The organism is Bradyrhizobium sp. 521_C7_N1_3 (assembly GCF_052075975.1).
GTDB classification, from domain to species: Bacteria; Pseudomonadota; Alphaproteobacteria; order Rhizobiales; family Xanthobacteraceae; genus Bradyrhizobium; species Bradyrhizobium japonicum.
This window is the reverse complement of record NZ_CP197232.1, coordinates 1,916,578-1,940,822: the sequence shown is the minus strand read 5'-3', so window position 1 is coordinate 1,940,822 and position 24,245 is coordinate 1,916,578. Positions and strand designations below refer to the sequence as shown.

Annotated in this window: 16 protein-coding genes and 6 pseudogenes; 6 read left to right on the top strand and 16 right to left on the bottom strand. The window is 58.0% G+C overall.

All coding sequences use genetic code 11. From position 1 onward, the window contains the following. Positions 1-1,147: 1,147 nt before the first annotated feature. Both AB7008_RS08845 and AB7008_RS08840 read right to left on the bottom strand, forming a co-directional pair. Complete coding sequence (locus AB7008_RS08845) at positions 1,148-1,519, bottom strand: hypothetical protein (protein WP_441258669.1); 372 nt, start codon at positions 1,517-1,519, stop codon at positions 1,148-1,150. Further along, positions 1,434-1,763: a polysaccharide deacetylase family protein gene (locus AB7008_RS08840; RefSeq protein WP_441258668.1), complete on the bottom strand. Its 330-nt coding sequence runs from the start codon at positions 1,761-1,763 to the stop codon at positions 1,434-1,436. Before AB7008_RS08840 ends, AB7008_RS08845 begins: the two co-directional genes overlap by 86 nt. A gap of 92 nt (positions 1,764-1,855) precedes the next feature. On the opposite strand from AB7008_RS08840, the pseudogene AB7008_RS08835 reads away from it, so the two are divergent. Further along, positions 1,856-2,507: pseudogene (locus tag AB7008_RS08835) on the top strand (transposase); the annotation flags it as partial. Between the two features lie 623 nt (positions 2,508-3,130). Here the strand turns inward: AB7008_RS08835 and groEL are convergent. After that, positions 3,131-3,352: pseudogene (groEL, locus tag AB7008_RS08830) on the bottom strand (chaperonin GroEL); the annotation flags it as partial. A gap of 1,448 nt (positions 3,353-4,800) precedes the next feature. On the opposite strand from groEL, the gene AB7008_RS08825 reads away from it, so the two are divergent. After that, on the top strand, positions 4,801-5,364 hold the full coding sequence (locus tag AB7008_RS08825) for a hypothetical protein (protein ID WP_441258667.1): 564 nt from the start codon (positions 4,801-4,803) through the stop codon (positions 5,362-5,364). Between the two features lie 222 nt (positions 5,365-5,586). Here AB7008_RS08825 and tnpB read toward each other — a convergent pair whose 3' ends face one another. Further along, positions 5,587-5,892, bottom strand: coding sequence for an IS66 family insertion sequence element accessory protein TnpB (gene tnpB / locus AB7008_RS08820; RefSeq protein ID WP_014497881.1), 306 nt, complete (start codon positions 5,890-5,892; stop codon positions 5,587-5,589). Then, a complete protein-coding gene (tnpA, locus tag AB7008_RS08815) occupies positions 5,876-6,286 on the bottom strand; it encodes an IS66-like element accessory protein TnpA (protein ID WP_441258666.1) in 411 nt (136 codons plus the stop codon). Before tnpA ends, tnpB begins: the two co-directional genes overlap by 17 nt. 165 nt (positions 6,287-6,451) lie before the next feature. On the opposite strand from tnpA, the gene AB7008_RS08810 reads away from it, so the two are divergent. The 3 genes from AB7008_RS08810 to AB7008_RS08800 all read left to right on the top strand — a co-directional run bounded on the left by AB7008_RS08810 (position 6,452) and on the right by AB7008_RS08800 (position 7,892). Continuing rightward, complete coding sequence (locus AB7008_RS08810) at positions 6,452-6,985, top strand: IS4/Tn5 family transposase DNA-binding protein (RefSeq protein ID WP_441258665.1); 534 nt, start codon at positions 6,452-6,454, stop codon at positions 6,983-6,985. Positions 6,986-7,362: 377 nt separating this feature from the next. Continuing rightward, complete coding sequence (locus tag AB7008_RS08805; RefSeq protein ID WP_441258664.1) at positions 7,363-7,635, top strand: hypothetical protein; 273 nt, start codon at positions 7,363-7,365, stop codon at positions 7,633-7,635. A gap of 134 nt (positions 7,636-7,769) precedes the next feature. Continuing rightward, positions 7,770-7,892 (top strand): hypothetical protein, encoded by a 123-nt coding sequence (locus AB7008_RS08800; RefSeq protein WP_259227855.1) that lies wholly within the window; start codon positions 7,770-7,772, stop codon positions 7,890-7,892. 63 nt (positions 7,893-7,955) lie between these two features. Here AB7008_RS08800 and AB7008_RS08795 read toward each other — a convergent pair whose 3' ends face one another. The 7 genes and pseudogenes from AB7008_RS08795 to AB7008_RS08765 form a co-directional block, all read right to left on the bottom strand. Next, entirely contained in the window at positions 7,956-8,972 is a 1,017-nt protein-coding gene (locus tag AB7008_RS08795; protein WP_375790956.1) for an FAD-dependent oxidoreductase, read from the bottom strand. Next, positions 8,969-9,688 carry a class II aldolase/adducin family protein gene (locus AB7008_RS08790; RefSeq protein ID WP_375790957.1) on the bottom strand — a complete coding sequence of 240 codons (720 nt, stop codon included), beginning with the start codon at positions 9,686-9,688 and terminating at the stop codon, positions 8,969-8,971. Before AB7008_RS08790 ends, AB7008_RS08795 begins: the two co-directional genes overlap by 4 nt. A 1-nt stretch (position 9,689) precedes the next feature. Continuing rightward, on the bottom strand, positions 9,690-12,359 hold the full coding sequence (locus AB7008_RS08785) for an SUMF1/EgtB/PvdO family nonheme iron enzyme (protein WP_441258663.1): 2,670 nt from the start codon (positions 12,357-12,359) through the stop codon (positions 9,690-9,692). Between the two features lie 19 nt (positions 12,360-12,378). Beyond that, positions 12,379-12,993 (bottom strand): hypothetical protein, encoded by a 615-nt coding sequence (locus AB7008_RS08780; protein WP_038937229.1) that lies wholly within the window; start codon positions 12,991-12,993, stop codon positions 12,379-12,381. 6 nt (positions 12,994-12,999) lie between these two features. Further along, positions 13,000-13,956 carry a 2-hydroxyacid dehydrogenase gene (locus AB7008_RS08775; protein ID WP_038937228.1) on the bottom strand — a complete coding sequence of 319 codons (957 nt, stop codon included), beginning with the start codon at positions 13,954-13,956 and terminating at the stop codon, positions 13,000-13,002. Between the two features lie 17 nt (positions 13,957-13,973). Beyond that, positions 13,974-14,711, bottom strand: a complete 738-nt coding sequence (locus AB7008_RS08770; RefSeq protein ID WP_038937226.1) for an iron-containing redox enzyme family protein — start codon at positions 14,709-14,711, stop codon at positions 13,974-13,976. Positions 14,712-16,035: 1,324 nt separating this feature from the next. Beyond that, positions 16,036-16,931, bottom strand: a pseudogene (locus AB7008_RS08765) (IS630 family transposase). A 737-nt stretch (positions 16,932-17,668) separates the two neighbouring features. Between AB7008_RS08765 and AB7008_RS08760 the strand changes: the two are divergent. Continuing rightward, positions 17,669-17,983 (top strand): N-acetyltransferase, encoded by a 315-nt coding sequence (locus AB7008_RS08760; protein WP_080588789.1) that lies wholly within the window; start codon positions 17,669-17,671, stop codon positions 17,981-17,983. A gap of 551 nt (positions 17,984-18,534) precedes the next feature. On the opposite strand, the gene AB7008_RS08755 is transcribed toward AB7008_RS08760, so the two are convergent. From AB7008_RS08755 to arfB, 4 genes and pseudogenes are all read right to left on the bottom strand, one after another. Beyond that, the gene (locus AB7008_RS08755; RefSeq protein WP_049803171.1) at positions 18,535-19,629 is read right to left on the bottom strand and encodes a KamA family radical SAM protein; all 1,095 of its coding nucleotides are present in this window, start codon (positions 19,627-19,629) and stop codon (positions 18,535-18,537) included. Positions 19,630-20,961: 1,332 nt separating this feature from the next. Beyond that, positions 20,962-21,195: pseudogene (locus AB7008_RS08750) on the bottom strand (IS5/IS1182 family transposase); the annotation flags it as partial. A 486-nt stretch (positions 21,196-21,681) separates the two neighbouring features. Beyond that, positions 21,682-23,235: pseudogene (locus AB7008_RS08745) on the bottom strand (porin). Between the two features lie 597 nt (positions 23,236-23,832). After that, positions 23,833-24,239 (bottom strand): annotated as a pseudogene (gene arfB / locus AB7008_RS08740) (alternative ribosome rescue aminoacyl-tRNA hydrolase ArfB); the annotation flags it as partial. Between the last annotated feature and the right edge of the window lie 6 nt (positions 24,240-24,245).

The following is a 24,245-nucleotide window of genomic DNA, read 5'->3' as shown; positions in this document are numbered from 1 at the left end:
ATGTCTTTCCGGGAACCGATATCAGTCACGGCATCGCGAGCCCCCATTCTTCACACTTGCACGAATTCAGCCCCGGCCAGAGTTGCTGCTTGTGAATAGCAATAGTCGTGCCAGAACTGAAGTGAAGCGGCTGATGTCGGAGTTGGTAAACGTCTTTGGGCATTTCTAGTTCTGTTGCATGGCTCATTATCGGCTGCTCCTAGCACACGGTTCGCAAGGACGTGACACCTACAAGTTTGCGCGTTCCGCGCCTGAGGAACCTTGGCACGGAATAGCCGTGGTTCAGCATCTGGAGCCGAATTCTGGCGGAGAGTTTGAGCCGTTGTCAGATCCAGAGTTCATCATGCTCCGCGAATCAGCCTCAGCGGCCTCAAAACCGGCACATGATCAGACCACCGAACGCTCACGCCGTCTCTTGAATACCAACATGCCCCCCCAGAGGCGCGGAGGCCGGGATGCCTCATATAGGCTATCCGCCGGTCAGAAAGGTATCGGCCAATAAGCTCCTGCTGAAGAGCCGGGCTGCAGCCGTCGTTATGCAATGCTGCGGTTTCACGTGATCAGCATAGCACTCTCGTAGCGCCGACTGACCAGTTGGAAGAACCGATGCGCCGCGTCGGGCTCCAGCGGCGGTTAGCCGAGTTGCTCGACGATCAGCAGCTTTGGCTTCGCCGGCGCGAGCAGCTTCTCGCCCAGGCGCTGCTCGCCCATGCGCCTTGGCGAGGCCAGCGATCAGCGTCGTCGCGGCGGTGAACTGCACCGTGTAACCGGCCCAGGATCCTCTCTCGGCCGATCGCGATCGACAAGCGCGTCTTTCCGATCTGCATTTACGATCATCCGCTGCGCTGCGCCCAAAGATATGATGCCCCCCTAGCTCTAAAGGGCGCGCCGCTCGTTTCGCTAGCGGTTTGCTCCGGTGCGGCTCTTGTGCTGCTTGCTGAAATGTAGTGCGCCGGCGAATGCACGACAGTGCGACGCAGTTCGGTCAATGCTGCCCCCATGCAGCAGGATCCCGCGCGATATCGGATTCGCTTCGCAAGCCGTCGTCGTAGCACAGCCGCCCCGCTCCATTCCCTTCTCTGAATCAGACCGCACGCTAGCGGCGCCCCGGTCGTCGTGATTGCGCTGGCGGCATGATGTTAGACCGTCAAGGAGCGATTTGATCCTTGCTCTGCATCGGGCCAGCCGATACGAGATGCACGATCCGATACCCGCTCTCGCGCAGATACCGCAAGAGCGCCGGCATCATGGCGGCGGTCCGGGCTTGCGCATCGTGCAGCAGAATGATTCCTCTTCGTGAGCTCTCAAGCTGGTCGGTCAAATTCTTTAATGCTTCGCCGTGAGTTATGTTCTCCCAATCGCTCGCCCAGAGATCAGCGCCGAACGCGACGATCCCGCGCGAGTGCACGAAGTCGAGCGTTGCAGGCGTCGAATCAAAATAGGGAAAGCGAAAGAAAGGCGCCGACCGGCGGTCTAATCCAGACGCCATTGAGCGCCATTTCATCGGCAGCAATGCCAAGCTCGATATCTTCCTTCGCCTGTTCGAATGAAATCTTTGAGATAATAGGATGTGAAAAGCTATGATGCGCAATGGTATGGCCGAGGGCGGCGATGCGGCGGACGAGCTCGGGAAATTTTGCGGAGGACCTGCCGACCAGGAAGAATGTGGCCCGCGCGCATTCCCCCGCGAGCGCAGCAAGCAGTTTTTGCGTGCTCCGCGGCCGCGGCCCGTCATCGAAGGTGAGAACGACCTCATGGTTCACTAGAGCGTTAACCCATCTGACTGAATCGTTTGGGATTCACAAATCGGCGGTTTGATGATTCAAGCTGGTCGCCGGATTGGAGGCCGGCGGGCATGGCAAAACCGCTGTCGATGGACCTTCGCGAACGTGTACTTGCCTGTATTGGAGGCGGCGTTTCAGGCCGGCAGGCTGGCGAGAGATTTGGGGCAGTGCGGCAAGCGTAAGCCGCTGGCGAACGCGTGAGCGGGAGCAAGGTGATGCCCAGCCGAGAGCCCAGGGCGGCGATCGTAAGTCTCACCGGATTGATGCCCATCAGGCGACGATAATGACTCTGCTTGAGGCTGCGCCCGACCTCACCATCGAGGAATTGCGCGATAGCTTGAGCAAACAAGGCCTGTCCTTTGGCTATGGCACGATCCGCCGCTTCTTCGAGCGCCACACGCGGCATCATCGCGCCCTGGGTGCTCGATGGTCCCATTAACCGCGATGCCTTCGAGACCTATGTCGAAAAGGTGCTGATCCCTGAGCTTCCAGATCGCGCCATCGTCGTCATGGACAACCTCTCCAGCCACAAGGGACCGCGCATACGCGAGCTGATCGAGGCGGCCGGCGCTACGCTCCTGTATCTTCCGCCCTACAGTCCCGACCTCAACCCGATCGAGAATCGCCAAGCTCAAAGCAAACTTGCAAAAGGCCGCTGAACGCACCGTCGACGGCCTTTGGGATGCTGTCGGGCGCATCATCGACACTTACACGCCCACAGAATCCACAAAACGGTCTGCGAAAAGCTATTCAATCCCACCCGCGAATAGGCCTTCGCATCGACAACGAGCACGCGCGACGTGCCGCGCGTGTGTGGCCGCGGGCAGTCGGCCGTGCTTGTCACGGTGACGCCAGCAAGCACAGTCGTCGCAGCGTCGGCGAGGCGCGAGCCCAATCTGCGCGGGCGCATCTTTGTCATATTCGTTAGGCAACCTTGATTGGTATATGATGCGCCGCTGATTAGAGCCGCCCAACCGCGCCGCGCAAGATGCCGAGCCGGTTGATACCATCAAAGCACCATTGTTGCGTTGGCTAGAGCTGGCAGCTTCCATTTCGCAGCGAAATCTCTAACCACCTCAACCAGCCCACCTGGAGAGACTACGCTGCGATCGAGGTGGCACCTGATCTTCGTAACGGAGAGGAGCTGCCACCGATGATGTCGGCGCGACAAAGTCGTCGTATGGAATCTTCAACTGCAATACGTCGTACCACAATGTCGGGTTCGTGACGAATGTCCAACCGTCCACGCTGTGGTTCATGTGCAGGACGAGCGCACTCGCAGAACTCCAACTGCCGCGTTCCCTTATATCCGGGTTTCGGGAACGGGCCTGTCAGTTGTCGCCATCCTCGATGCCGACCTTCTTCATGGCAGCGGCGAGGAACTTGCCGATCTCCGCCTCGCCCTTGGCCGAGATGGTGCCGACCTGGGCGATCTCGTCGTTCGAAGTGACCTTCTTGGAGTTATTCTGTAGGTCCGCAACAACGGCGTCCATGCGGGGGCGATGCCACTCTTGAGGTCCATCGGGTTCACGCTGGCGGGCGACCGATTCGGCGCATTCCTTCACGATGCCTTGGCCAGCACGGCAGCCTTGGGAGCGATCGGTTCCGTTTTTGGGCTGCGCCAGGTAATCTCTGATGAGGCGGTTCGGCGCGCGCCGCTTCAATGAGCATGGTCGCACGGCCTTCGTCAGCTTTTGGAAAGCTAGCCTGAGTACAGAGCCGTTCGGGTTATCGGGGCGTGGTAGGGACAGCGCCTACCAGAATGGGACAGCGCCGAGTCACGTTCCTGCTAACCTCAATCTGCAGCGCGGGGGCCGCAGGGATAGCGCCCGATCTATCCCCACCCGATCGGCGCCGAGCCGAGCCCACGCTGCTTCCGGTCGCTGAGACACGACCACTGCTGTCAGGAGTGTCATGCGTTTCCCGGTGACAGAACCCCGGTCAGTTTGTGCCGATGGAGACCGACCGTGTTGAAGTTAGCGGATGCTCTTTCAAGTGATCGCCTCCATCGCCTCCCGTATTACCCCGCCAACATTCTTAACTCTCGTGAGCGGCAGCGTGCCAGCCCTTTTTCACGCAGCTTTGCCATGCCGGGCCCCAATTTTTTCACAATGCTGCGGACCAGCATAGAATTACCAAACGATCTGACCAATTCAGGTAGGTGATTAGCGGTCGTTCTGGGCCTACAAGTTGGCAGCACCCTAGAGGGGGCAAAGTGTCAGGCTTGATACCGAAGCGGGCAAGTCCGGCACGAAAGTCAGCGGGGCGTGGCAGGAACAGCGCTTTCTAGGAATTGAGCGCCGTTAGCTTTTTCGTCCTTGGCACGCTAGGGACAGCGTCGTCTTCGAAGGCTTGCGCACCAGTCCAGCTAGGTGCCCTGCGGTACCTCTCAAACAATACCACTTGATGGCGCCGTGGGGCTTGACCCTCACGGGAGCAAAGGTGGCCAGCTTTGGCTGACCACAGAGGCTTGCGGCATCTGCCAGGAACAGCGCTTTCAGGGTTCAATCCCGATCGCGAGCCCCCCGCTAGTTTCGCAAGCATAGCGGCGAGCAGGAGCAGCATCGGATATGGCGCCAGTCGCATCCGCGCTGCTCTCCGCGTTCTGCAACAACTGCTGACACCCTCGTCGCTCTTGGCACCGCTGGGCAACATCGAAGTTTCTCAGCTGAGTGACGCTGGGTAAGCCGGGCCCGCGGCGTTCCCAAGGCAATCAATTACTGCCTCACGGATCGCGTCGACCAGCGGCATCAGGGTTGCGGCGGAGCCTCCCCCCCAATCTGCCACCGTCGAGACGTTATAGCGCGACAATCTGGATGGGAAGCGCGCGACAATCAGGCGCAAGCCCGACAGACGAGCTTTTCGAATGCAGCCGTTGGCAACGCATTCCTGACCGCACTAGCGCCTGTCGAACTAGATGCTTTATCGCGTTCCCGCCGGGTCCAGCAGCAGATGAACAATGCGTTACGCTCCAGCGCAGAACGTGAGCTCGAGCGCAAGCGGTACACGACGGCGCTTGCTGAACGGCAGTTCAACCGAGCTGATCCAGATAATCTGGCTGGTCGCCTCGGAACTAGAGCGTCGATGGGAAGCGGCCTTAAACGACTTGCGCGCCGCCGAAGAAGCGCTTGCCCGACAGACGCCGTCCACAGCCATCACGCGAGTAGCCATAAGCAAGGAGCTCAGCGACAAGGTCATCAACCTCACCGGCCGCCTCGCGCAGATATGGGGTGACGAGACTGTTTCGGACGCGCATCGCAAGGCTTTGTTGCGATGCCTCATTGAAAAGGTCGTGCTCGACCGTGGTGAGCACGACCTGGCCCTGGCCAGGATCGTCTGGCGCGGAGGCGCCGTGACGGAGCTCGAGGTGAAGATGAGCGTCAACTCCGTCACCGGATTGACACGAGGCGCGGAGATGCGGGAGCGCTCGCTGGCGCTCGCCCGCGACGGCGTCCCAGACGATGAGATCGCCGCAATCCTTACCCAAGAAGGCCACCGCTCTCCCCGTTGCGCCGATAAAGTGCTGCCCATCACCGTCGGGCGGCTCCGTCGTGCTGCGGCCATCAAGGTAGCTAGCTAACGCAGCCGATGGGAGCATGACGGCTCACTCCTCAGCCCGCCCGAACTGGCCCAAAGGCTCGAGATTCCGGTGAACTGGCTCTACGTACAGATCCGAACTAAGCTTTTGCTGATTGATCGCCAGCCATCTCTTCCCGAATACACCATCCGTTCTTGATGCTATCGGAGAGTTTCGAAACCACGTCAATGATCTAAGAATCTGTCAACCTAACAAGGAGGGGCATCAACATGGGTGATCGAGCAGGTAGCCAAGCTGGGCTGGGGTGACCGTCACCACGCCATCAGCCGACGACGGCCAGAGAAAGCGGCCGGGCTCAAGCCGCTTGGCATAGAGCGACATGCCCAGCCCATCATGCCAAAGGATCTTGATCAGCTTGCCGCTCTTGCCACGGAACACATAGAGGTCGCCGCCGTGCGGGTCGCGCCTAAAGGCCTCCTGCACCAGCAAGGCCAGCGAGTTCATGCCGCGGCGCATATCGGTGTGGCCACCCGCACGCCCGAGGCAATGGGGATCACCGCGGCCGTCCATCTGCCAGCGCCGCCACGGCGGCCTTCAGCGTCGCCGCGTCGGCCACACCCGTGATCCGCATCCGAGCTCCGGTCGCAAACTCGATCTCGATCGCCCCGCCGCTGCTGGCCGGCGCGACGGGACAAGGAATCGGTCCCGATTCCGGGACCACCATCGCCGACACGAAGTCAGGTTGTTGGGTGGCATCCCTCGGCTCGGCCCGAAACGAGCGTCGCCATCGCAGCAGCAATGAGCGCGAAACGCCATATCGCCGCGCTGTTGCCGCGACCTGGCGCGGCGCCTGTAAGCTCTCCAGGACGATCTTGAGCTTCTCATCCTCGGACCAGCGCCGCCGCCGGCCTGTATCCACTACTTCGAGCCGTTCGACTTGGGCACTGCGCCTATCACTGTCCATAAGGACAGTTCTCAACAACCGCCTCATTCGGCAAGGCGGCCTTCACCGGCTTTCAATTACCCATAACTTTGACCACTCGAGCTGATCCGCTGATCGGCGAAATCTTGAATCGAAAGAATCATTTGTGATTCCTTGCTGAGCACCTGATTCGCGAGGGGGTGCTCTATGGGGCTGACATTAAGGGATCGATCGACAAAAGGCTGTTTGCGGTCTTTGGACAGGGAATGTTGGATTGATCGAGAGAGTAGTGGATGCGAGTTTAGGGACGCGCGGCTCGGCGACAGATTCCGCAAACTGCTCACGCAGATTGGAAGCGCCATGGGACAAAGCATTCCGCTCGTCTGCCAGGATTGGGCGAATACCAAGGCAGCCTACCGCTTCTTCTCTAACGACCGGGTCAGCGAAGCGGACATTCTGGCCGGACATTTCCGATCGACACGTGATCGTGCCGCCGCCACTGAAGATCTCGTTCTTGTGCTGCACGATACCACCGAGTTCAGCTATCAACGCGAGAAGTCAGAAGCGATCGGCATCACCAAGAGCATAAACAGTGGACGGGATAAGGCAGGTCGCCTCAGATCGCACACCGTTTACCTGATCTCAAGAACGGCCTGGCCGGGATCGCCGTTGCTGTCTCTGACTTCGATGCGATGGAGCCCTTTGACGGCGACCTCGTCCATTTCGTCGGCGATGGTGTGATCCCCGTCTCCAGCCAAGCGGTCGACGCAGGTCCTGATCAAAATGAGTTCCGATCTTATCGCAAGATTCGCGTTCTGCCGCCGATCGGAAAGTAGAAGCGCTATCCCGCTCTCTGACCCTGACAGTGATCCATGCCGAAGGGCGCGGGAGGCCGAAAGACAGAAAAAAGATCGATTGGAAACTGATCACCGACCTGCCTGTTGGTTCCCTCACCGACGCCATCGACAAGATGGATGGTATAGTTTGAGATGGAAGATCGAGGTGTTCCACAAGATCCTCAATCGGGCTGCAAAGCTGAGGAGTCGAATCTTAGGACCGCCCAGCGTCTGACCAACCTGATCTCGCTCTTTTGTATCCTGAGTTGGCGGGTCTTCTGGATGACGATGCTCAACCACTCCGCCCCAGACGCGCCACCAACCCTCGCGTTGACTGCGACTGAAATCGGCGTGCTCGATCGCCTCGTCAACGACAAACCAAGAGCAAGACGGAAAACGCTCTCGTACTATCTGATCAAGATCGCCCAGCTCGGCGGTAATCTCGCCCGCGCCAGCGATCCGCCGCCCGGCAATACGGTCATGTGGCGCGGGCTGTCACGCCTCACCGACATCGCGCTGGGCGCGATGGTCGGAGGAGAATTTGTGGGTAATTGAAAGCTTCACCGGATGGATACACCTAGAGACGAATGGGCCTCCGACCAGAGAGAGTGGTCAGCGCTCGGCGCGTCTCACTGCTCCGGCAACCCACAGCAAGGCGCAATCGAGATCGACTATTCGGGCGAGGCGTGATGCGGATCCGCAAACGCCGCGCCCCTAAAGCTGCAGTCGCGACATTGGCAAGCTATGGCAGCGATGATCCCGATGCCGTCACCCCGATGGATCGCGACCCGAAACAACGCCTGATTGCGTGAAGATCTGAGCAACCGTCGAGCTTCACGCATCCGAAGTTGTTCCCGTCCAAGCTACAGGATTGATCAACCGATAAGAGCCGACACGGCGTTTGCGCATCCCCAAGAGAGACTAAATCCGGACCCACCATGTCCGTAATTATGGACGATGCATGTACCCGTCCCTAACACCTCTCGTTCAAGCCTGATGCCAGACGGCCGTACTGGTCGCACCCCGACCACGAGTTGTCGGGGCCGTCCGCTTGCACTATCCCGAACCCAAGGAACGTAGCGGCCGGCGCGGGCTACTACGTCTGACCACTTGATACTTTCGACGAGGTCATTCAGGCCAGCCTCCGCACTACCGCCAATCATGACCTCTCCCCCCCTGGGTATCACGTAGGCCATGCCGTCTGGATGGTCGTCGTCTCCAATATATTCGGTTGGCGATCCGTCATTGGATGCAACCACAAAGTATTGCCCTTTGTAGGGTTCAAAAGCTTCGTCGTTGACGAGGCTGGCGGCTCCCAATCCGGTGCAATTTACGACAATATCGTGTTGACAGCTGAGATCAGCCAAGCGCTCGACGTGCTGTCGCCTGAACTGCACGTTCCTCTTCTCGGCCTGCTCGACCAGCCAGTTCAGATAAGACGACATTTTCGCCGCCGGCGCCTTCAATCGGTACCCCCATTTCACAGGGGCATTCGAAAGTGAGCTCATGGAGCCATGGAGCGCGCCTTCCGGCTCATTAAACCTCCGCAGCTCGTCATCTGTTAAAAATGCGAACTCGGGTGGAATATGCGACCAAGCGGGCACATGCCTCCGCTGGGCTCTAAAGAGCTCAACGCCACGAATGATTTCGACGCCGGATTCTGGATAAAGACGGGATATATCAATCAATCGTTGCAGCGTCACCGAAGACCACTCAAGTACTTCCGCGGTTTCCGGGACGAGATACACGTGCCACACAGCCGTGGCTTTGACCGAATCAGTATCGGCTCCGAACTTGTCAGCGATGATCTGCACTTCATACCGGCTGGCTAGTACGATTGCAGTGGTAAGACCTACGACACCAGCTCCCACGACGCAGATCGACTTTGTCATCGGGAACCCCTCGTATTTAAGAGCACACGCTGAAACGCCTTGAACAATTTTTCTGCGGCCGCGGCACGATCTTTGCGCAACTCCGTTGCTGTCTGCGTCACAACATGATCCGGAGGCGTCAATGGAGATCCTCCCAGCGATAGAGCCAGAATCTGCACTCTACATGCAACTTCCATATAATGCTGCAAATAGACCGCTTCCTCGATGTTTGGGGCCACGACGAGGAGCCCATGGTTGCGCAGCAGGCCGACTCCTCCCGTCTCAAACAGTCCCATGAGCGCAGGGTCAATCTCTGCCTCACGGAACAGTCCCTGATACTCGACACAGATCGTTTCAGGAATGAGTTCGACGGCTGTCTGCGAGACTGGAAGAAGCCCTGCGGAGGTTGTGCCGACAGCTAACGCATTTTCGGAATGTGTGTGTAACGCGCTACCTGGTCGCGCCCGCACCTTATGAATCAGCCGATGAAGCTTATATCCGTCGGCATTCACACCCAGCTTTTCTGGATTCAGCTTGTCAATTTCATCGAGAGGAACCGTGATCCAGTCCGATGGCCTCATTTCAACGGCAAGAACACCATCGGGATTCATGGAAACAAAGGTGCGTCCTCGACCGTCGACCCATGCGGTTGAAATGTGATTAAATATTGCGTCGACGTAATTCAGCTTTCCAAGTATTCGCCATGCATCTGTCATCTTGGCGTTGACAAGGTGCATGTCACTGCCCTCGCTCAGCGACGCAAAGTCTTATTCCAAGATCTTCATATGCATTATATGGAGGATCAAAGCTTCTGAATGTTATTTCCGCCGCTTCGATCTCGGACGATAGCCACGAGGATCCGCGCGCAACCCGATCATCCAGGCCACAGACGTCTGCTTCTTGTCGGAATGCCTCCTCAGAGTATGGCTTTGCTTTTGAAAGCGTCCATTCCCAGACATTGCCGACGATATCATGAAGACCACTCGAATTAAACGGAAAGAGCCCTACAGCGCAGGGCCGAAGGGCTCTCGCCTCCTCGCTGTTTTCTGCCGCCCGCAAATGAGCGTTCTCGTAAGGAGCCCCCTCCGTCCAGGGATAGGGATTGTCTCCACTCAGTTGCCGGGCCACGCTCTCCCACTCGGCTTCTGTCGGCAGACGGACCTGTTGACCTTTGTCCAGTTTTCCCTCCTTGCGAAGCCGGGCGTCGATCCAGCTCGCATAGGCCAGCGCCTCCCACCAATTCACCCCGACCACAGGTTGATTGGGCCTGTTGTGTGAAGGCGCGGACCAGTACATCGGGGAAGATCGCTTTATCATTCGCTCGCATTGATCCGGGAAGTCTTCAGCAATCAGGCGCTGCCCAAGCACTTCACTTGTGAGGTGCGTCGGTGCGACGTCCCGAGCCCGGTTCAGGACGGCATTGCGGACGTCATCATCACCGCTTGCCCACGCCCATCCTTCGGCAGTCTGCCAGTGCTCCCGCTGCTTGTAGCCTCCATCATCCAGGAACTTCTTGTATTCGGAGTTAGTCACCAAGAACGCCGATAACGCAAAACGGCTTAGCATTCCCTTGATCGGTGGTGAGGCAGGAACGCTCGAATATTTCGTTATTCTGGTGATATGATTGGTTGATCGCCCAATCTGCCTGGGTCCGGTCTCTAGCCAGAATAGCCTCGAACTGAACTCGGCCTCGAGTCTCGGGTCGCCTAACGTGCCCAGAAGATCGCCGATCCGCATCCTCTTCGAGAATGGCAGCGAACGCCTGCTCAGCCACTTGAGCAGCTCGGATTGGGTCGCCAGGATTCTCTGTTTGAGGTCCCGCATCAAGTTCTGGCCATGCGTGACGGATACCACTTCGCTGAGCATTTCGGCTCTAGCCAGAGCAGCTTCGATCGTGCGGCTTCCAGGCCCCCCTCTCAATTCACCAACGAAAGCGTTTATTTCGTTCTTTCCTTCTTCGCTTGCCGCCCGCAGTCCGGCCCAATACCGTATCGGCGCATGCCACTTCTCGAGTAATGCGTAACCACGTCGCTGGGTGACCGGTCGCTTCGCCAACGCATAACCGGCCAGCACCTCGCGAAACACGTTGTGGGCGAACTCGTATTCATTTCGCCGCATCGGCTGCAAGATGCCATGTCCGCGCCGGATATGAGCCGCAATACTCGTGATGAGGTTTTCCCGGGTTTCGAAGGGCGTCGCTTCCGAGAGCCGGCACGTGTTCTTTGAGACCCGCCGAAGATCTTCGTCAGTCAGTATCTTTGTCCCGCCCTGTACGAGCCGTTCTTGCGCCGTGAAGGCGGCTTCCGCAAGCGCGTCCAGAATCCAGCTGCCATGATCGGTAACGAGAAGCTTCTGATCCCCGAACAGGTGCTTTTTCATGAAGAGTCGGTCAACGGCTCTAAGGCACAATTGACTCACAGACGACGGGGTATCCCGGCTCTCGTCCGAATAGATCGTTTGCAGGATGTTAAGCATCAACGGCGTCAAGCAAACAGCACCGAGCTCGGAGTTCGTCGAAATTGCATTGGCTACATCGAGCTTGCGCTTCTCCAGATCTGCTGTGCCAAGCCCTTCTTCTGCGCGAAGTCGAATCGCAACGTCGTGCCAGCGAACCACTGCTTCCCTTGCCTGTTCTGGCGAGAAATTAGAGATTTCAAACAGGGCCGCTGGCCTTATCTTGGTTCGATCGTCCTCGTGCCAGTCGGTCACGCGGCTGGTCACAATTGTGCTGAGGGCACCTGTACGGAAGCTTTCGTTGTTCGGGATGTTGACGCTTCGTATCAAGGAGGCAGCCTCAATCCGTGTTGGGATTTGGTCGCCGGTTCCGTGCGTCATTGGAAGCTCGTCCAGGCCGTCGAAGACCAACGTGGCGGTCTTGAGGGATTTTCCCAATTCGAGGAGCGCCCCTTCGTCCAGCACGAGACCAACAGCTCGCAGTGCACATTCTACGATCGCCCGCTGATTGGTCCTGTCCTTCAGCTTCAAAGACGCGAGTGGCACGTAGAACGCGAAGCGGTCCAGCTTGCCTGCAAGAAATTCTTGAGCAAATCTGGTGGTCAGGAACCGAGCAAGGGTCGATTTGCCATATCCCGGATGGCCAATCACGACCGCACATTGCTCTGTGGTTGTCCAAAGAGCATTTATATCCCGCTCGACATTTCGTTCATCGGCAGTTCGGAACGTCGGCGGCACCCATAGCTCGCGGAGATTGCTACGCCGGGCAGCAGCTCGACCAGACCGATCGAAGATGAATTCGGCAGGGTCTCCGTACTCCAGGCTATCCAGCTTGGCGGTCGCTGCAGCCAAATACTTTGCCTCGCCGTCGGCGAGTGATCTTCGAACGGAAGACGATGACGGCGCTACTCTGATCACTTTCTCTTCAGGAGTTCGCTCCCTTGGGGCATCCATCTGTTCCTCGCAATATCCTCTACGAATCTCGCATACGCGGAAATTGGTCCAGCGCCGCCAGACTCCCGGTCGCGGAGCGTCTCCAATAACCGCCTTCCCGAGACACAAAATACAGGACCGGTTCCGGGATCTCGCTCGGCTCCCGATCGTCCAGCAGCGGCACATTGAATGTGTTCTGGTTGGGCAAGATCGGCCTTTGCGTATCCACCAAGGGCCGGCCCTCAGCCTCGATCCGCCAAAGATAGATCGGCGCCTTTGTCAGGTTCTGTATTTCGAGATCCCATTGCCGACCCCGCACCAGATCTGTGACATCCTCTTTCACGAGCTGCGACGTAAGCCAGAAATAGACCGCCGTCTGTTCATCAATCGATTTCTGTTCTTGTTCCTTCCGATTTTTCCCAAACTGCCAGATAAGCGACGCCAACGCGGTCATCACGCCAAGAAACGTCGCGCTACCGGATACAACCTGGCCCCAGGAGCCGAATTTTTGATAATCAATTGCGCCGAGCCGAATGCCCCAGTAATTGAGCGTAACGAGCATCAAACAGAAGAAGAGCAGCAGCAGAACAGCTACCCAAAGTAACGCGAACACGATCTGGTCAGTCGTGCTGCGCCGCAGTTCAGGGCTGCGCATTTTCGGTCACCTGACCCTATAGGCGTCCTTGCCAAACTTGATCATGTTGATGATCGATGCGACCGCCCGGTTGGCCATCGCATCCCGCGCATCGCTTGTAAGCGAGGCAATATGGCCGGTTATCATCAGCCGCGCCGGTATGAGCAACTTGGCAGCAGCGGCGATCTCGGCCTGCTCGTAGAACCCATCGAAGGCTGCATAGCCGAGCTTTCCTGACGAAAGGGCGTCCAACAAAGCTGTTGGGTCAACGATCTCGGCGCGCGCGCTGTTGATCAGAATGAGCCCGGGTCTGAACCTGTCAAACTGTCCTCGCCCGATCAAACCGCGCGTTTCGGTATTGCCTGGTGTCATGACAATCAGGACGTCGACACTCTCCGAAAGCTCGTCAAGCGGCCGGTAAGTCAACCCGAGGCGCGCCTCCTCGGCTGGCTTCCGCGTTCTTGAGAAGTAAGAGACGGGACAATTAATGCCCCACCTCAGAATTTCAGCAATACGGGTGCCAATGCCGCCGAGGCCCACGATTCCGACATGCAGATTCGCCAAGTCTCTTTGTTTGTCTTCCTTCCCGGAATTTCCCTCAGAGTATGCCAGCGCGTATTGATGGATGCGGCGGGTCGAGTTCAAAAGCAGGCCGATTGTGAATTCGGCAACGGCATTGCTGAGAGTACCGGGCGTGTTGGTGACTGTGATCCCACACCTGTCAGCCGCATCGGCATCGATAAATGATTGATACCCCATTCCAAGAAAGGCGATTATCTTGAGTTTCTTTGCGCCTTGAAGTGCCTTTGCTGTTGCAAACTCGTCTCCGCCCAAGAGGTATCCCGCCTTGTCGGCCAGGGCCGCCGCGAGTTCATCCTCAGATAACAGATGAGTCGGATTCTCGACCACAAACCCCGCTTCAACCAGCGGCTTTAGCAATTCCTTGCGGACGCTCGTGCCAGTTACCAAGATCTTGTCTGACATGGTCACTTCCTTTTTTGTTAAACGCCCAGCTGCGCCTCGCGCAGCAGCTCGTCATAGTAGCGCACCCGCGCGCTGACGCCGTCCGACGCGCCGGCCAGGTACTGACGTGCGTCATAACCTAGCTTTTCAAGCGCGGTCGCCGCTTCAGCGATGAGGCGGGTATGCGCCTCATCTTCTCCAATGTTCGCGTGAAGGAAGCTTTTGTAGTCTGCTGATGGCAATGCGGCATCGAAACAAGCCTCCACGGCTCGGTATTCGGCGAGAAGCATTTGCTCATTTCCGACACCAAGAGCTCCAAGCGCTCGCATTGGGTCAGCCTCAGTTTGCTGCAAAGCCTCGATGAAAGATGCTACCGCCTCGGTTACTTTGACCGGTTGATCTGATAGCCCAATGGACCTGCACAACTTCCAAATGAGCCAGGGGTGAGAACGATCTGCAATCCCGCCACGGACTGAGCTGTGCTCGCCATCGACGACCGGCATCAGGAGTGAGCGAACGTGAACATTCGCAATCCTGGCAATCACTCGGAGCAGGATCTGCGAAAACGGGTTGGTGACGACAGCCTCCTGGCTCGCCCAAAGCGCTAGAGCATCTGGGTGATTCTTTGCGTACTCGAAAAAGGGATGTACCTCTATTCTAGCGCGCCGCTCAATCGCTTCCGCTTCGGCAATGAATGGGGCAATCGGCCAATGGACAATTGGCTGGAAATATTTGTCCACTGGAAACGCGGTCCTTGGCAACGCATCGCTATTCATAGCTTCCCTCAGCATTCCCGGTACCCCCCTCCGTGCGAGCTCATAATAGTATCAAAGTACGTATTCACCGCGATTTCATCGTCTTTCGCAGCACTCCAATCTGCTCAAGACTCAGAAGCACGCCCGTCATGACAGGTTGTGAGATTGCGGGCGCACGGCGCTCTTCATTTAGGATGCACTAACGCAATGGCGAGCGGCTGCGGGGCCCTTACAACAAATGCCACCTATTCGTCCAATACCGCCTTCCTGGTACCGGCCTTGCCCATCCCGCCGAGCCAGACCCGGAAATGTTCGCAGATGGCTGCTTGCAAGACATTGCGCATTTTCGGCGGATCGAAGCCCTACCTGCAGTTCGCTGCTCGACGGAGCTCTTTTAATTGGAACAACGACGAGAAATTGCGAAACTAACGGCCGAACGGCGCAGGAATTCAGCGATTTTTTAAGTCTTTGCGCAGCATCGAGGCCGACACCATCATCTGGAAAACGTCGCGAGCTCACGAGACCGCGGTCCCTAGGGGCGCCCCCTGGGATGTCGTGAGCCGAACCAGCTCCTGATAAGGAGCGGGCAGCGCTGGAGACCAGGCTCCAGGGCGAATCCGCCGGGTTCGCCTCGGCGCTCCGCGTCGCACTGAATGATCGACAGCTGGCGCGTACGAATGGCGGTTAGACACCTGGTCCAGGTTTGACCAAGGAGAAGGTTTCGATCGGGCTTCTGGCAACAGCTGCGTAACGGCGCCCCCCAAGAAGGCGCAGCGCAAGCATCCGATCAACAGCTAAAGAGTGGAAGATCGGCAACCTGTGCGAGGACGTAAAGACAGGGAATGACCTGGCTCTCTGCTTATCGATCTTTGAGAACGCATTGATGAATTGCAGCGGGATCTCGCGGCCGGCACGCGCGAGCGTCAAGAGATTAGATCAGACTACGGGTATCTCAAACGGCCCTGGATCTATGGGCCGATCCGGGCCGTAGGGAGAGAAGCCTACGTTCTACCAAACGGCTGGGCAAGCGGGAGAGGCTCATCCTTGGACCACACCATGCCCGGTCTCTGCTCGCGGTAGCGAAGGCCAGGGTTTAAAAAGGGGCACGCGAGCCGGGGTGGTGGCCGAGGACAGTAAAGTGGGCGCGTCTGCACGGGGCCCTCGGCACCTTCCCTGCTTTCAAATGAAGATAGTTGCAGATGCGCAGCGATGTGCCGCTGTATGGGCCACCATCGGCCAGATCTGTCGAGCCTGCGTCTCGGCCGTTCCTCGCCTCGCCACCGAGTTGCGCGAGCTCCTCAACCGGCACATCCGCGCCAACCGCTATGGCCGCGCCTAGAGCGTTTCACGGTTTAATAGAAGAGTATCCGGCGTTTTCGAAGTAGTTGCTGCATTCGTCGGGCTGGATGGTTGTGACGAGTCCGCCGATATGGCGACAAATGTCGTCAAGGGTGCGCTTCTGGGCGGAGTGCATGCAGTGCTTGATCTTGGCGAAGGTCTGTTCGATTGGATTGAGGTCGGGGGAGTATGGCGGCAGGTACCAGAGCCTGGCGCCGGCGGCTTTGATCGATATCGCCCGGCTGAAGCTGCGGGACGAGAACCTGCTGAACATAGGCGCGGAAGCATTCTCCGTTGATTGGACCGTCGAATAGGCAAGGTGCAGTGAGGCGGTCGCAGCGCAAGGCGCCAAGGAACGTCAACGTCTGCCAATGACCGTGCGGCGCGAAACTCCGCACCCGCTCGCCTTTTTGGCCCCCATCCGCGCAGTGGGGCCATGTTGGTCTTGATCCAGGTCTCGTCGATAAAGACCAGGCGCCGAGGATCGAGCTTGGCCTGCCATGAACGGCAACGCTGGCGTCTACGCGCGATGTCGGAGCGGGCTTGCTCGAGAGCGAGCAGCGTTTTTTTGAACCGCAGCCCTTCGCGGCGTAGAAACAGCCAAACGGCATTGTGGGAGACCTTAACCCCGCGCGCGGCGAGTTCGTCCTTGAGGGCGTGAAGCGTCAAATGCGGCGTCTGGCTGATTTCCTTGATGAAGGCGCGATGCGGCTCGAGGATAGGCTTGCGATGGCCACCCATCTTGCCGGGCGCCACCGAGCCGGTCGCTCGATAACGTTGCGACCACTTCACCACTGACGACACCGCAACCCCAAACCGCACTGCCACCGCGCGGCAGCTCTCACCCTTCGCTACAGCCGCCACCGCACGCTTACGCAGATCGTTGGAAATGGGTCGGACCATCGGATGCTGGCCTCCAGCCCAGCCAGCATCTTGAATCATATTCGCCCCAGTTCCGGAATCCCTTCCGATTCAATAAATCTGTGAACCGCTCTAGGCCTTCCGAAAACCAAGAGCAGGGTAGTGCTCAAGGCCAAGGCGGCCCGGCGCAGCCCTCGCTGCCCCGACGTGCTTTGCGGGGCAACAGCCATGAAATCAACTATCGACCTTGATAGTTTTCGAAGCGCAACCCGCCATATAGTCGCGCTCAGGCGCCGTAGCCTCATGAGAAGACAGTCGGGTGACGAAGAAGCATTCGCAATAGTTACTCTGCTGGCCAGCACTCTTGAGCAAATCTGAAACATGGACCGCTATTCGACTTCGCTGAACCTGACGTCCACCTCGAGAGGCCTTTAAGACACGGGAACGCGACGCAGCGCGGATATTCGCTCCGCTCAAGGGATGCTGTCGCAGCAAGCATGCGGGCAAGGCGACTGGCCGAGGATCAACAAGAGAGTGTAGAACGAGAGCACTGCCAAGCAGCTCCTGCATAGGTTCGCGCCCGTCAGTTCGATCGGCTTGCGTTTTCTCGAATCGCAGCCTCGTCAGAGGCTACGCTGCTATAACACTCTGTACGTAAGGAGAACTCATGCCGGACATCGTCGTAACGGATGTAATTGCCTCTTCCATGGTACAGGCGATCCGAGCGGCGTAATGAGGACTTCGGTGGTGTCATCACCGCCGTGGGCAACAGCCGGCCCATGGCCGTGGTATTACAGGATTCCCAAACCAAGCGCGCTCTCGGCGGTGCGATAGGACTTTCATCGGCAGGACTGCTGTTCCTGGACTCGTTCTTTCTGCCATGGCAATTGCGCGAAAGGGGTTTGGGAAACGCGATCTTGAAGGCATTTGAAGAAGAGGGCCGACAGCGCGGCTGTCGATCGGCCTTCCTTTACGCCGTCAATTTTCCGGATTTCTACACGCGGAACGGATGGAAGGCCTCCGGCCGAACGCCTTGCGACCCGCCCGGAGCATTCCGCGTTTTTATGATCAAGAGCCTGGAAGCGCGCTCGTAGCCTTCTGCCGGAGATCAGATGGATAAACCAGATGATTGCCCAAAAGAGTACCCCAAATCGTAAATTCGGATGGCTATGGTTCGCTGTTGTGACTCACAGCTGCGCGGATGTGGTCGCAAGAAGAGCGAAACAGACGGATGGCGTCTCGGAACCGAACTCCAAAATGAACTGTATGATGCAGGCCTGAAATCGGCATCAAGCCGAACAAGAAATGCACTTGCAAAGCTAGGAATGCGGCCTACTGAGCAGGGCTCGTCCCGACGCCGTACTCTCACTGGAACGCATCCCCAGCGTGGCACCGGTCAATTTGAGCCGTGCCCTAACGATCAAAGGCCGATATCATGTTGTCTCGGGAAGGGCCGGTATTGGGAGCAAATTTCTCCAGCTCGGCCAGACGCCAACCAAGGCCACATGTCGAGACTCTTGCAGTAGTGAGGTGGCGTGCCCTGCACTGCGCGACGCAGTTTCAGCCGGGCTTGGCCGGCTCGGATGGGCGTCGCCGGCGCGCTGCACTCGCTCGAGTCGTAATCAGCATTGAGCACCGTTAGATCTCATTGTTCTGGCAGATCGTCCAACCAGCAGGCAGCCTCGACGTGAGGCCGGGAAAAGATCTGTCCGATCTTCTCGGGAACTTTATTTTGGTGGTATCGCATGTACACGCGGCCATCGTCTGCCAAATCCAGTATTTCGATCTTTCCCGTGTAATGAGACATGATGTATTTGAACGTCTTCTCGATACCACTAAGGCGCTGGTTGACGCCGCGCGCAATCTCTATTCCCCGTCGGAGCGCAACCTGAAAATGGGATGCGCCCTTCACCGGCCTCGCTTGAAAGAGGTAGTAAGGGCGCACTCCGGTATCGTGGCATTTGGCGAACGTTTCTGCGAGGATTTTAGGGTCATCGTTGACCTTCGCGAGAAGTACGGCCTGGTTGAGGAACTGCACGCCTTGCGCTCGCAACGAGCGAACTTTGTGCTCCGCATCGGACGAGATTTCACCCACGTGATCGAAATGGGTGACGATTATCGGAGTTTTGCCTGCCTTGTGAATCCGCTCGAACAGTGTCGGCAGAGCGGAATCTTCAAACCGCCTTGGTTGATAGGCCAGCATTTTTGTGCCAAATCTGATCGAACTCAAATGATTGATAGGCAGCAGGTGGTCAAGGATCCTGTTCAGCTTGGCCGTACTAAGCACGAACGGGTCGCCTCCCGATAGTAGCACGTTGGTCATCTCAGGATGGCGAGTAATATACTGCGCGACCTGATCGAAGTCCGGTGCGATTTCATCGGAAGCCTTGCCCACGATACGCTTGCGAAAACAATAACGGCAATATGAACCGCAGCGTTCCGTCACCAGCAACAGGCCGGTCTGCGGGTACTTGTGCTGCAGTCCCGGAACGACCGTGTTGTCGTGTTCGCCGCTCGTATCCAAGGTGCCTGGGCTCTCGAACTCGTCCAGTGAGGGCTCTACAATGCGCTTCAGCTGATCGTAGTACCTGCCTTTGGCAATCTGCTCGCGATAGAACTTTGTGACATGATAAGGCGTGATGTTGTTGATCTGCAGTTCGCTCTCGCTAACTTCGCGCGTTTCTTCGATGAACTTCAGTACGCGTGCTTTGCAATCCAGCGGATCAGCTATGGTTTCCATTGCAACACCTCGTCCGTCCTGATCAGCGCATTTGATCGGTACGATCTGCTCGTCTACAGTACAGCACCAATAGTAGATCGATACCTACCTGGTGTGGTGAGGGCTACCAAATGCGAGAGTTGAGAGAGGCACTCTCGTACTCGCCGGATAGCGGGGTGCCGGGGATCAGGGCGCAGCGGCGTGCCTAAATCGTTGCCATTAGTCGACCGCGCGAGCATGCCGAAGGTACGCGACAAGCGCGCGCAAGCTTTGCCGCGCGTACAAACCCGATCGCCGCCTGCTGAAGCAAGGTGAACACCAACCCTGATTTCGAAGCGCTTTTTGAAACGCGCTCATCGATGATCAGAGCTCTGTTCTTGCGGGCCTCATATTCATGAGGTTCTTCACTGTGCTAGGCCCCTTTTGGACAGCGCCTCGCAGCCACAGGCTCGACCGCTCCATCTTTTCACTATCCAGCACAGATCCAGAGAACGCGGGCAGCCAGAACGCCTCGCCCCCGGGCGAGATCAAATCGGAAAGGTGGGTGACGTCGTCTCAGAATCGCCGCGCGACTTCATCGGAATCAGCACTGGGTTCCAGATACTGCTTGACCAACATCTGCGCGACGCGGTCCGCGACGACCAGAATGTCAGAGGACGGATGCCGCCGTTGCCTTGGGAATCTACATGCGCCTTACCGCTGGCGCGAAGTAGCTTCCCGACACAAAGCGATTCCGGGGATTGTAGAGGTTGTTTCCAAGATCCCGCGCAAATTCTCCAAGCTCTGACCATCGACGCCCGCCGCCTTTCCATTCAATGCCACCAGCTGGTAGGCCTCCCAGACCATACGCTTGATGATGGGCAACGGTTTGTCCGGCGTGATAACGCTCCTCCTGACAAAGCCTTGGCGTCCGATGTCGGACAGGGTAACGCATCCCCTTCGCTCCATGGCTATTGCAGCCACTTCAACGCTACTACAAGCTGCACCGCCCCTGTCTCGGAGTATTGGTATTCTCCCTCGTGGTGAGCGCCACTTGCGGATTTCACTTAACACCCCGAGCCAAATTCCCTCGTTCCCCATTGAAGCCTGTGATGAGGTCATGCCGCCTATACACCCCGTTATGACAGCGTCTGGACCCATTTCGATGCCTCATCGGCGGTTCGCTTGCGCTCATCTTCTCATCGCTCACCTGATGGCGTAGTCCGCCGCCTTTTTCCCCAACGCTCACCACTACGTCTCTTAAACGCAGCAGCGTGGGGTGGTTTGAAGTCCGCCCCTGCAGGCCGGCTCCGGGAGGGCAACTCCCGTCTTCAACACAATTGCGGCGGCAGATACGCACCAGCTATGAGGCACACGGAAATACGGGTCGCCGACCCAGCGCTTGCACAGCCCCTCATGACAGCCAGTAAATGTGCTTGAGCAGCAACGGCCGGATCATGAAGCAGGTCGCGATCCCGGGGTGACCATTCTCGCTGTAGAGCAGCGCGGCGCGATCTCGCAGTCGATCCAGTCCCAATCGACCTTGCCGGCGAGCTGAACCAGCTCGTGCTTCATATTGATGATCTGGTCCAGCCTGGCCCGGAACAGATCCCCCGATCACGTCGTACTGTGCTTCTTCGGTCGCATCGCCAACTCCGATGCGACGACGGAAGCACAACGGGCGACTCGACGGAATCTTGAGTGTTCTGTGAGGTTCGCGGGGCAAAGACCAGCGGCGCGCTGTGCCGCGGGTGGCGACCTCATAGAGGCCGGGATTGAACGAAGCCGCGATTTGTAAGCCGTATGGCTATAGTGCAGCCAGTGCGGCTGCAGGGAAGGCGCGCCTGTGGTCGTCGTGCGGTGGTGATCCTCTAGCCAAAAATGCTCCAGTGTGCAGGCCGCAGCTAAGCGCCGCTGGACCGAAGCTTCAGGGGCAGGTCATCGGGCGAATAGCGCGCAATCACCGCCCCCCAGCGAACATCGTGTGCGGCGCGACCATTGGCGCCAAAAAGGCCTCCGATGGGCATACCGGAGGCCTTTCTTTGGAGGTTTACCGTAGAACTACTTTTCTCTCCTTCCGTTCACCGAACAATCTCACCAATTGCGCTGAGCACGGAGCAGCAGACTAACCGTGTTTTGGTCCTTCAGCTCGTATGTAGCTGCGGGCTTTGCCACAAGTGGAACAGCCGCCGTCGTCGTAATTGTCCCGTCAAACTTTTGGTCGAGGTGAGTCCAGACCACGTCTGCCGAGAACGTAAGGTTCTTCACCGGCGTCCAGCGGGTTATAAGACCGAGCTGTGCGACATTGAAATCCGGATTGCACGTGGTGATACCAGCAGTCGGTGCGCCCAAGCCCAGGATCGCAGCGCAAACGAGAGCCGAACCACCGCTACCGTACTTCAGCTGAGCGTACGCGCCGTAGATCGCACTGTTCCAGTACGGATTCCAGTTGTGGGTATAAGCGCCCCGGAAGCCCCAAGTCTGGACCGTGGAAATGCCAGCTCCGGGCCCAAACACACCGTCAGCAGCGGCTGCAAGCCCAATGCTCTGGTAGGCACCCGGAACGCTGGTACCGCCAAACATAGCAAAGTTTTGCGGAGCCAAGCTCTGGAAGTTGTAGCGGGTAGCACCATCGGTGTAGACCGCTTGCATGTTGATGGTGTCACCGGGGCCGGTCGGAAGATTCTTGATCGACAATGCCAGCTGAGCAGCCCAACCCCATTTGTCGCCCGGATGACCGGTCGGCTCTGTCGCGCCGTAGTACGCAGCATGATTGTTATGCGCTGCGACCGACGCCTGAAAAAGGCCCCAAGCCTGATCGACGCGGAACATGCCCTGTATATCAGGAGCCCTCGTTCCGCCAAAGTCATTGGCGCCAAAGTTGCCAGAACCGAAGCCTGCCACTGACGTAAGGCCGGCACCGACATTATATAGGTTACTCTGGTAGTAAGCGGTCGGATCAACAGCCGAGATCGATGCGGTGATGCCCTCGCCGAAGTCTGCGGTGTAGGTAAGCTGGTTTACTCCAGTCACTGTGCCGCCGCCGCCGACCAGACCGTCGAAGTTGTTGCCAGGGTAATTAGTCCAAGGCGCGTCGAACTGCGAGACGGCCTTACCTATGGTGAACCCAGCGAATTGGATGAAGGCGTAGTACACGCCAAGCGTGCCGCCAGCAACCGCGCCCGCATTGGCGTTGCTCGGCGCACCAACGCCCGTGCTGCCAAGCTGTGAGTACACCGTAGCACCGGCAGTAGTACCACTTCCCGAGTATGCGTCGGTTGTCCAACTGAACGTCGCGTCAAAGAACGTGCGGACCACGCCGTACTCGGTCGCGGTGCGCGTATCGATGTTGAAGTCTTCGCGCGCCTTAGTGAAGTAGTAGTTCGTCAGGCGGTTCTGAGCACCCTGAACACCACTGTAGTTACCGTTAAATACGCTCGCACTGAGAGACGTTTCTGCACGCAGGTAACCACCCAACTTGATGCAGGTATCAGTGCCCGGGATGTAGTAGAACCCGGCGCCGTACAGGGAGCAAATCTTCACAAACTCGACGGCTTTTGCCTTTACTGGTAGGTCGGCCGCCTAAGCCGTCCCCATGCCGATCAATCCGGCGGTTGAGCCGAAAAGAACGCTCCTCACGTTAATCATGTATTAGACCTCCAAGTTGCCTCAACTCAAAAGAAGTCGGCTCGACGTTTTCCGACGACTACCAACTGCTTTCGCCCCCAATTCATCCTTGACTTGCGGGGCCACCTCGAACGCCACCGATCGATTGACCAGCTGACTAGCGTCGCGATACGGATGATTCCGCTCTCGCCAAACAATGCCTGATCGAGCTCGTGAACGGCGCACTAACTTTGTACGAAACAAACAAACACGCGGGTTGGCTTCACAGCTGTGATCAATTGGAGGCACAACCGTCCGATCCGTACATAGAGTCGCAACGAGTGACTCGAAAACTCGCTGTGCGCGACAGCATTGCAGAGCGCCAGTGCGGTGATGAGTGGGCCTGGATCTGAGCGACCTATTGCGGAGCTCTTCGCACCACTCGCGGCGCCAGCATGGTGATCGCGATCACTACCAGCTGACGCTATCTGCACGTGGATCGGGTTTTTTGACCACAGAGCACGGTGCGATGGGTACCTACCAAGTGGCGGGATCTTACCGATATCGAGGTCGGGTCGGCCCCGCGGCGTGATCGGCAATCGACAGCCCAGTTTGCTGCAGACACGCTGGCGCAACCACGAAGCCGCGACCGCGCTTTGCCTTGATGTCACTACGGCGCCTCTTGCCTTCGAGACGGCGCTGCTTGGAGGCGAAGGTCGACCGCTTCGCGTGGCGCGGCCTCGGCCGCGCCACGGCCTTTTTGAGGATTTCCACGAGGCAGCCGACGGCGTCTTGGCGGTTGCGCTCCTGGGTGCGGAAGCGCTGGGCGTGGATCACGATGACGCCGCCCTTGGTCATGCGCTGGCCGGCGATGCGGGCGAGCCGGATCGCGGCATCCTCGGGCAAGGTTAGCTTGCGCGTGTCGAAGCGCAGCTGGGCCGAGGTCGAGACCTTGTTGACGTTCTGCCCGCCCGGGCCGGAGGCGCGGACAAAGCCGATCTCGAGTCGTCCTCGTCGATGACGAGTTCGCGGGATATCCGCAGCATGATGGC

Bases quoted from the DNA above. Each gene is read 5' to 3' on its own strand.
- tnpB (WP_014497881.1), bottom strand. From the start codon at position 5,892: ATGGACGGCCGCGGTGATCCCCATTGCCTCGGGCGTGCGGGTGGCCAC.
- tnpA (WP_441258666.1), bottom strand. From the start codon at position 6,286: ATGGACAGTGATAGGCGCAGTGCCCAAGTCGAACGGCTCGAAGTAGTG.
- AB7008_RS08810 (WP_441258665.1), top strand. From the start codon at position 6,452: ATGGGGCTGACATTAAGGGATCGATCGACAAAAGGCTGTTTGCGGTCT.
- AB7008_RS08805 (WP_441258664.1), top strand. From the start codon at position 7,363: ATGACGATGCTCAACCACTCCGCCCCAGACGCGCCACCAACCCTCGCG.
- AB7008_RS08800 (WP_259227855.1), top strand. From the start codon at position 7,770: ATGCGGATCCGCAAACGCCGCGCCCCTAAAGCTGCAGTCGCGACATTG.
- AB7008_RS08795 (WP_375790956.1), bottom strand. From the start codon at position 8,972: ATGACAAAGTCGATCTGCGTCGTGGGAGCTGGTGTCGTAGGTCTTACC.
- AB7008_RS08790 (WP_375790957.1), bottom strand. From the start codon at position 9,688: ATGCACCTTGTCAACGCCAAGATGACAGATGCATGGCGAATACTTGGA.
- AB7008_RS08785 (WP_441258663.1), bottom strand. From the start codon at position 12,359: ATGGATGCCCCAAGGGAGCGAACTCCTGAAGAGAAAGTGATCAGAGTA.
- AB7008_RS08780 (WP_038937229.1), bottom strand. From the start codon at position 12,993: ATGCGCAGCCCTGAACTGCGGCGCAGCACGACTGACCAGATCGTGTTC.
- AB7008_RS08775 (WP_038937228.1), bottom strand. From the start codon at position 13,956: ATGTCAGACAAGATCTTGGTAACTGGCACGAGCGTCCGCAAGGAATTG.
- AB7008_RS08770 (WP_038937226.1), bottom strand. From the start codon at position 14,711: ATGAATAGCGATGCGTTGCCAAGGACCGCGTTTCCAGTGGACAAATAT.
- AB7008_RS08760 (WP_080588789.1), top strand. From the start codon at position 17,669: ATGGCCGTGGTATTACAGGATTCCCAAACCAAGCGCGCTCTCGGCGGT.
- AB7008_RS08755 (WP_049803171.1), bottom strand. From the start codon at position 19,629: ATGGAAACCATAGCTGATCCGCTGGATTGCAAAGCACGCGTACTGAAG.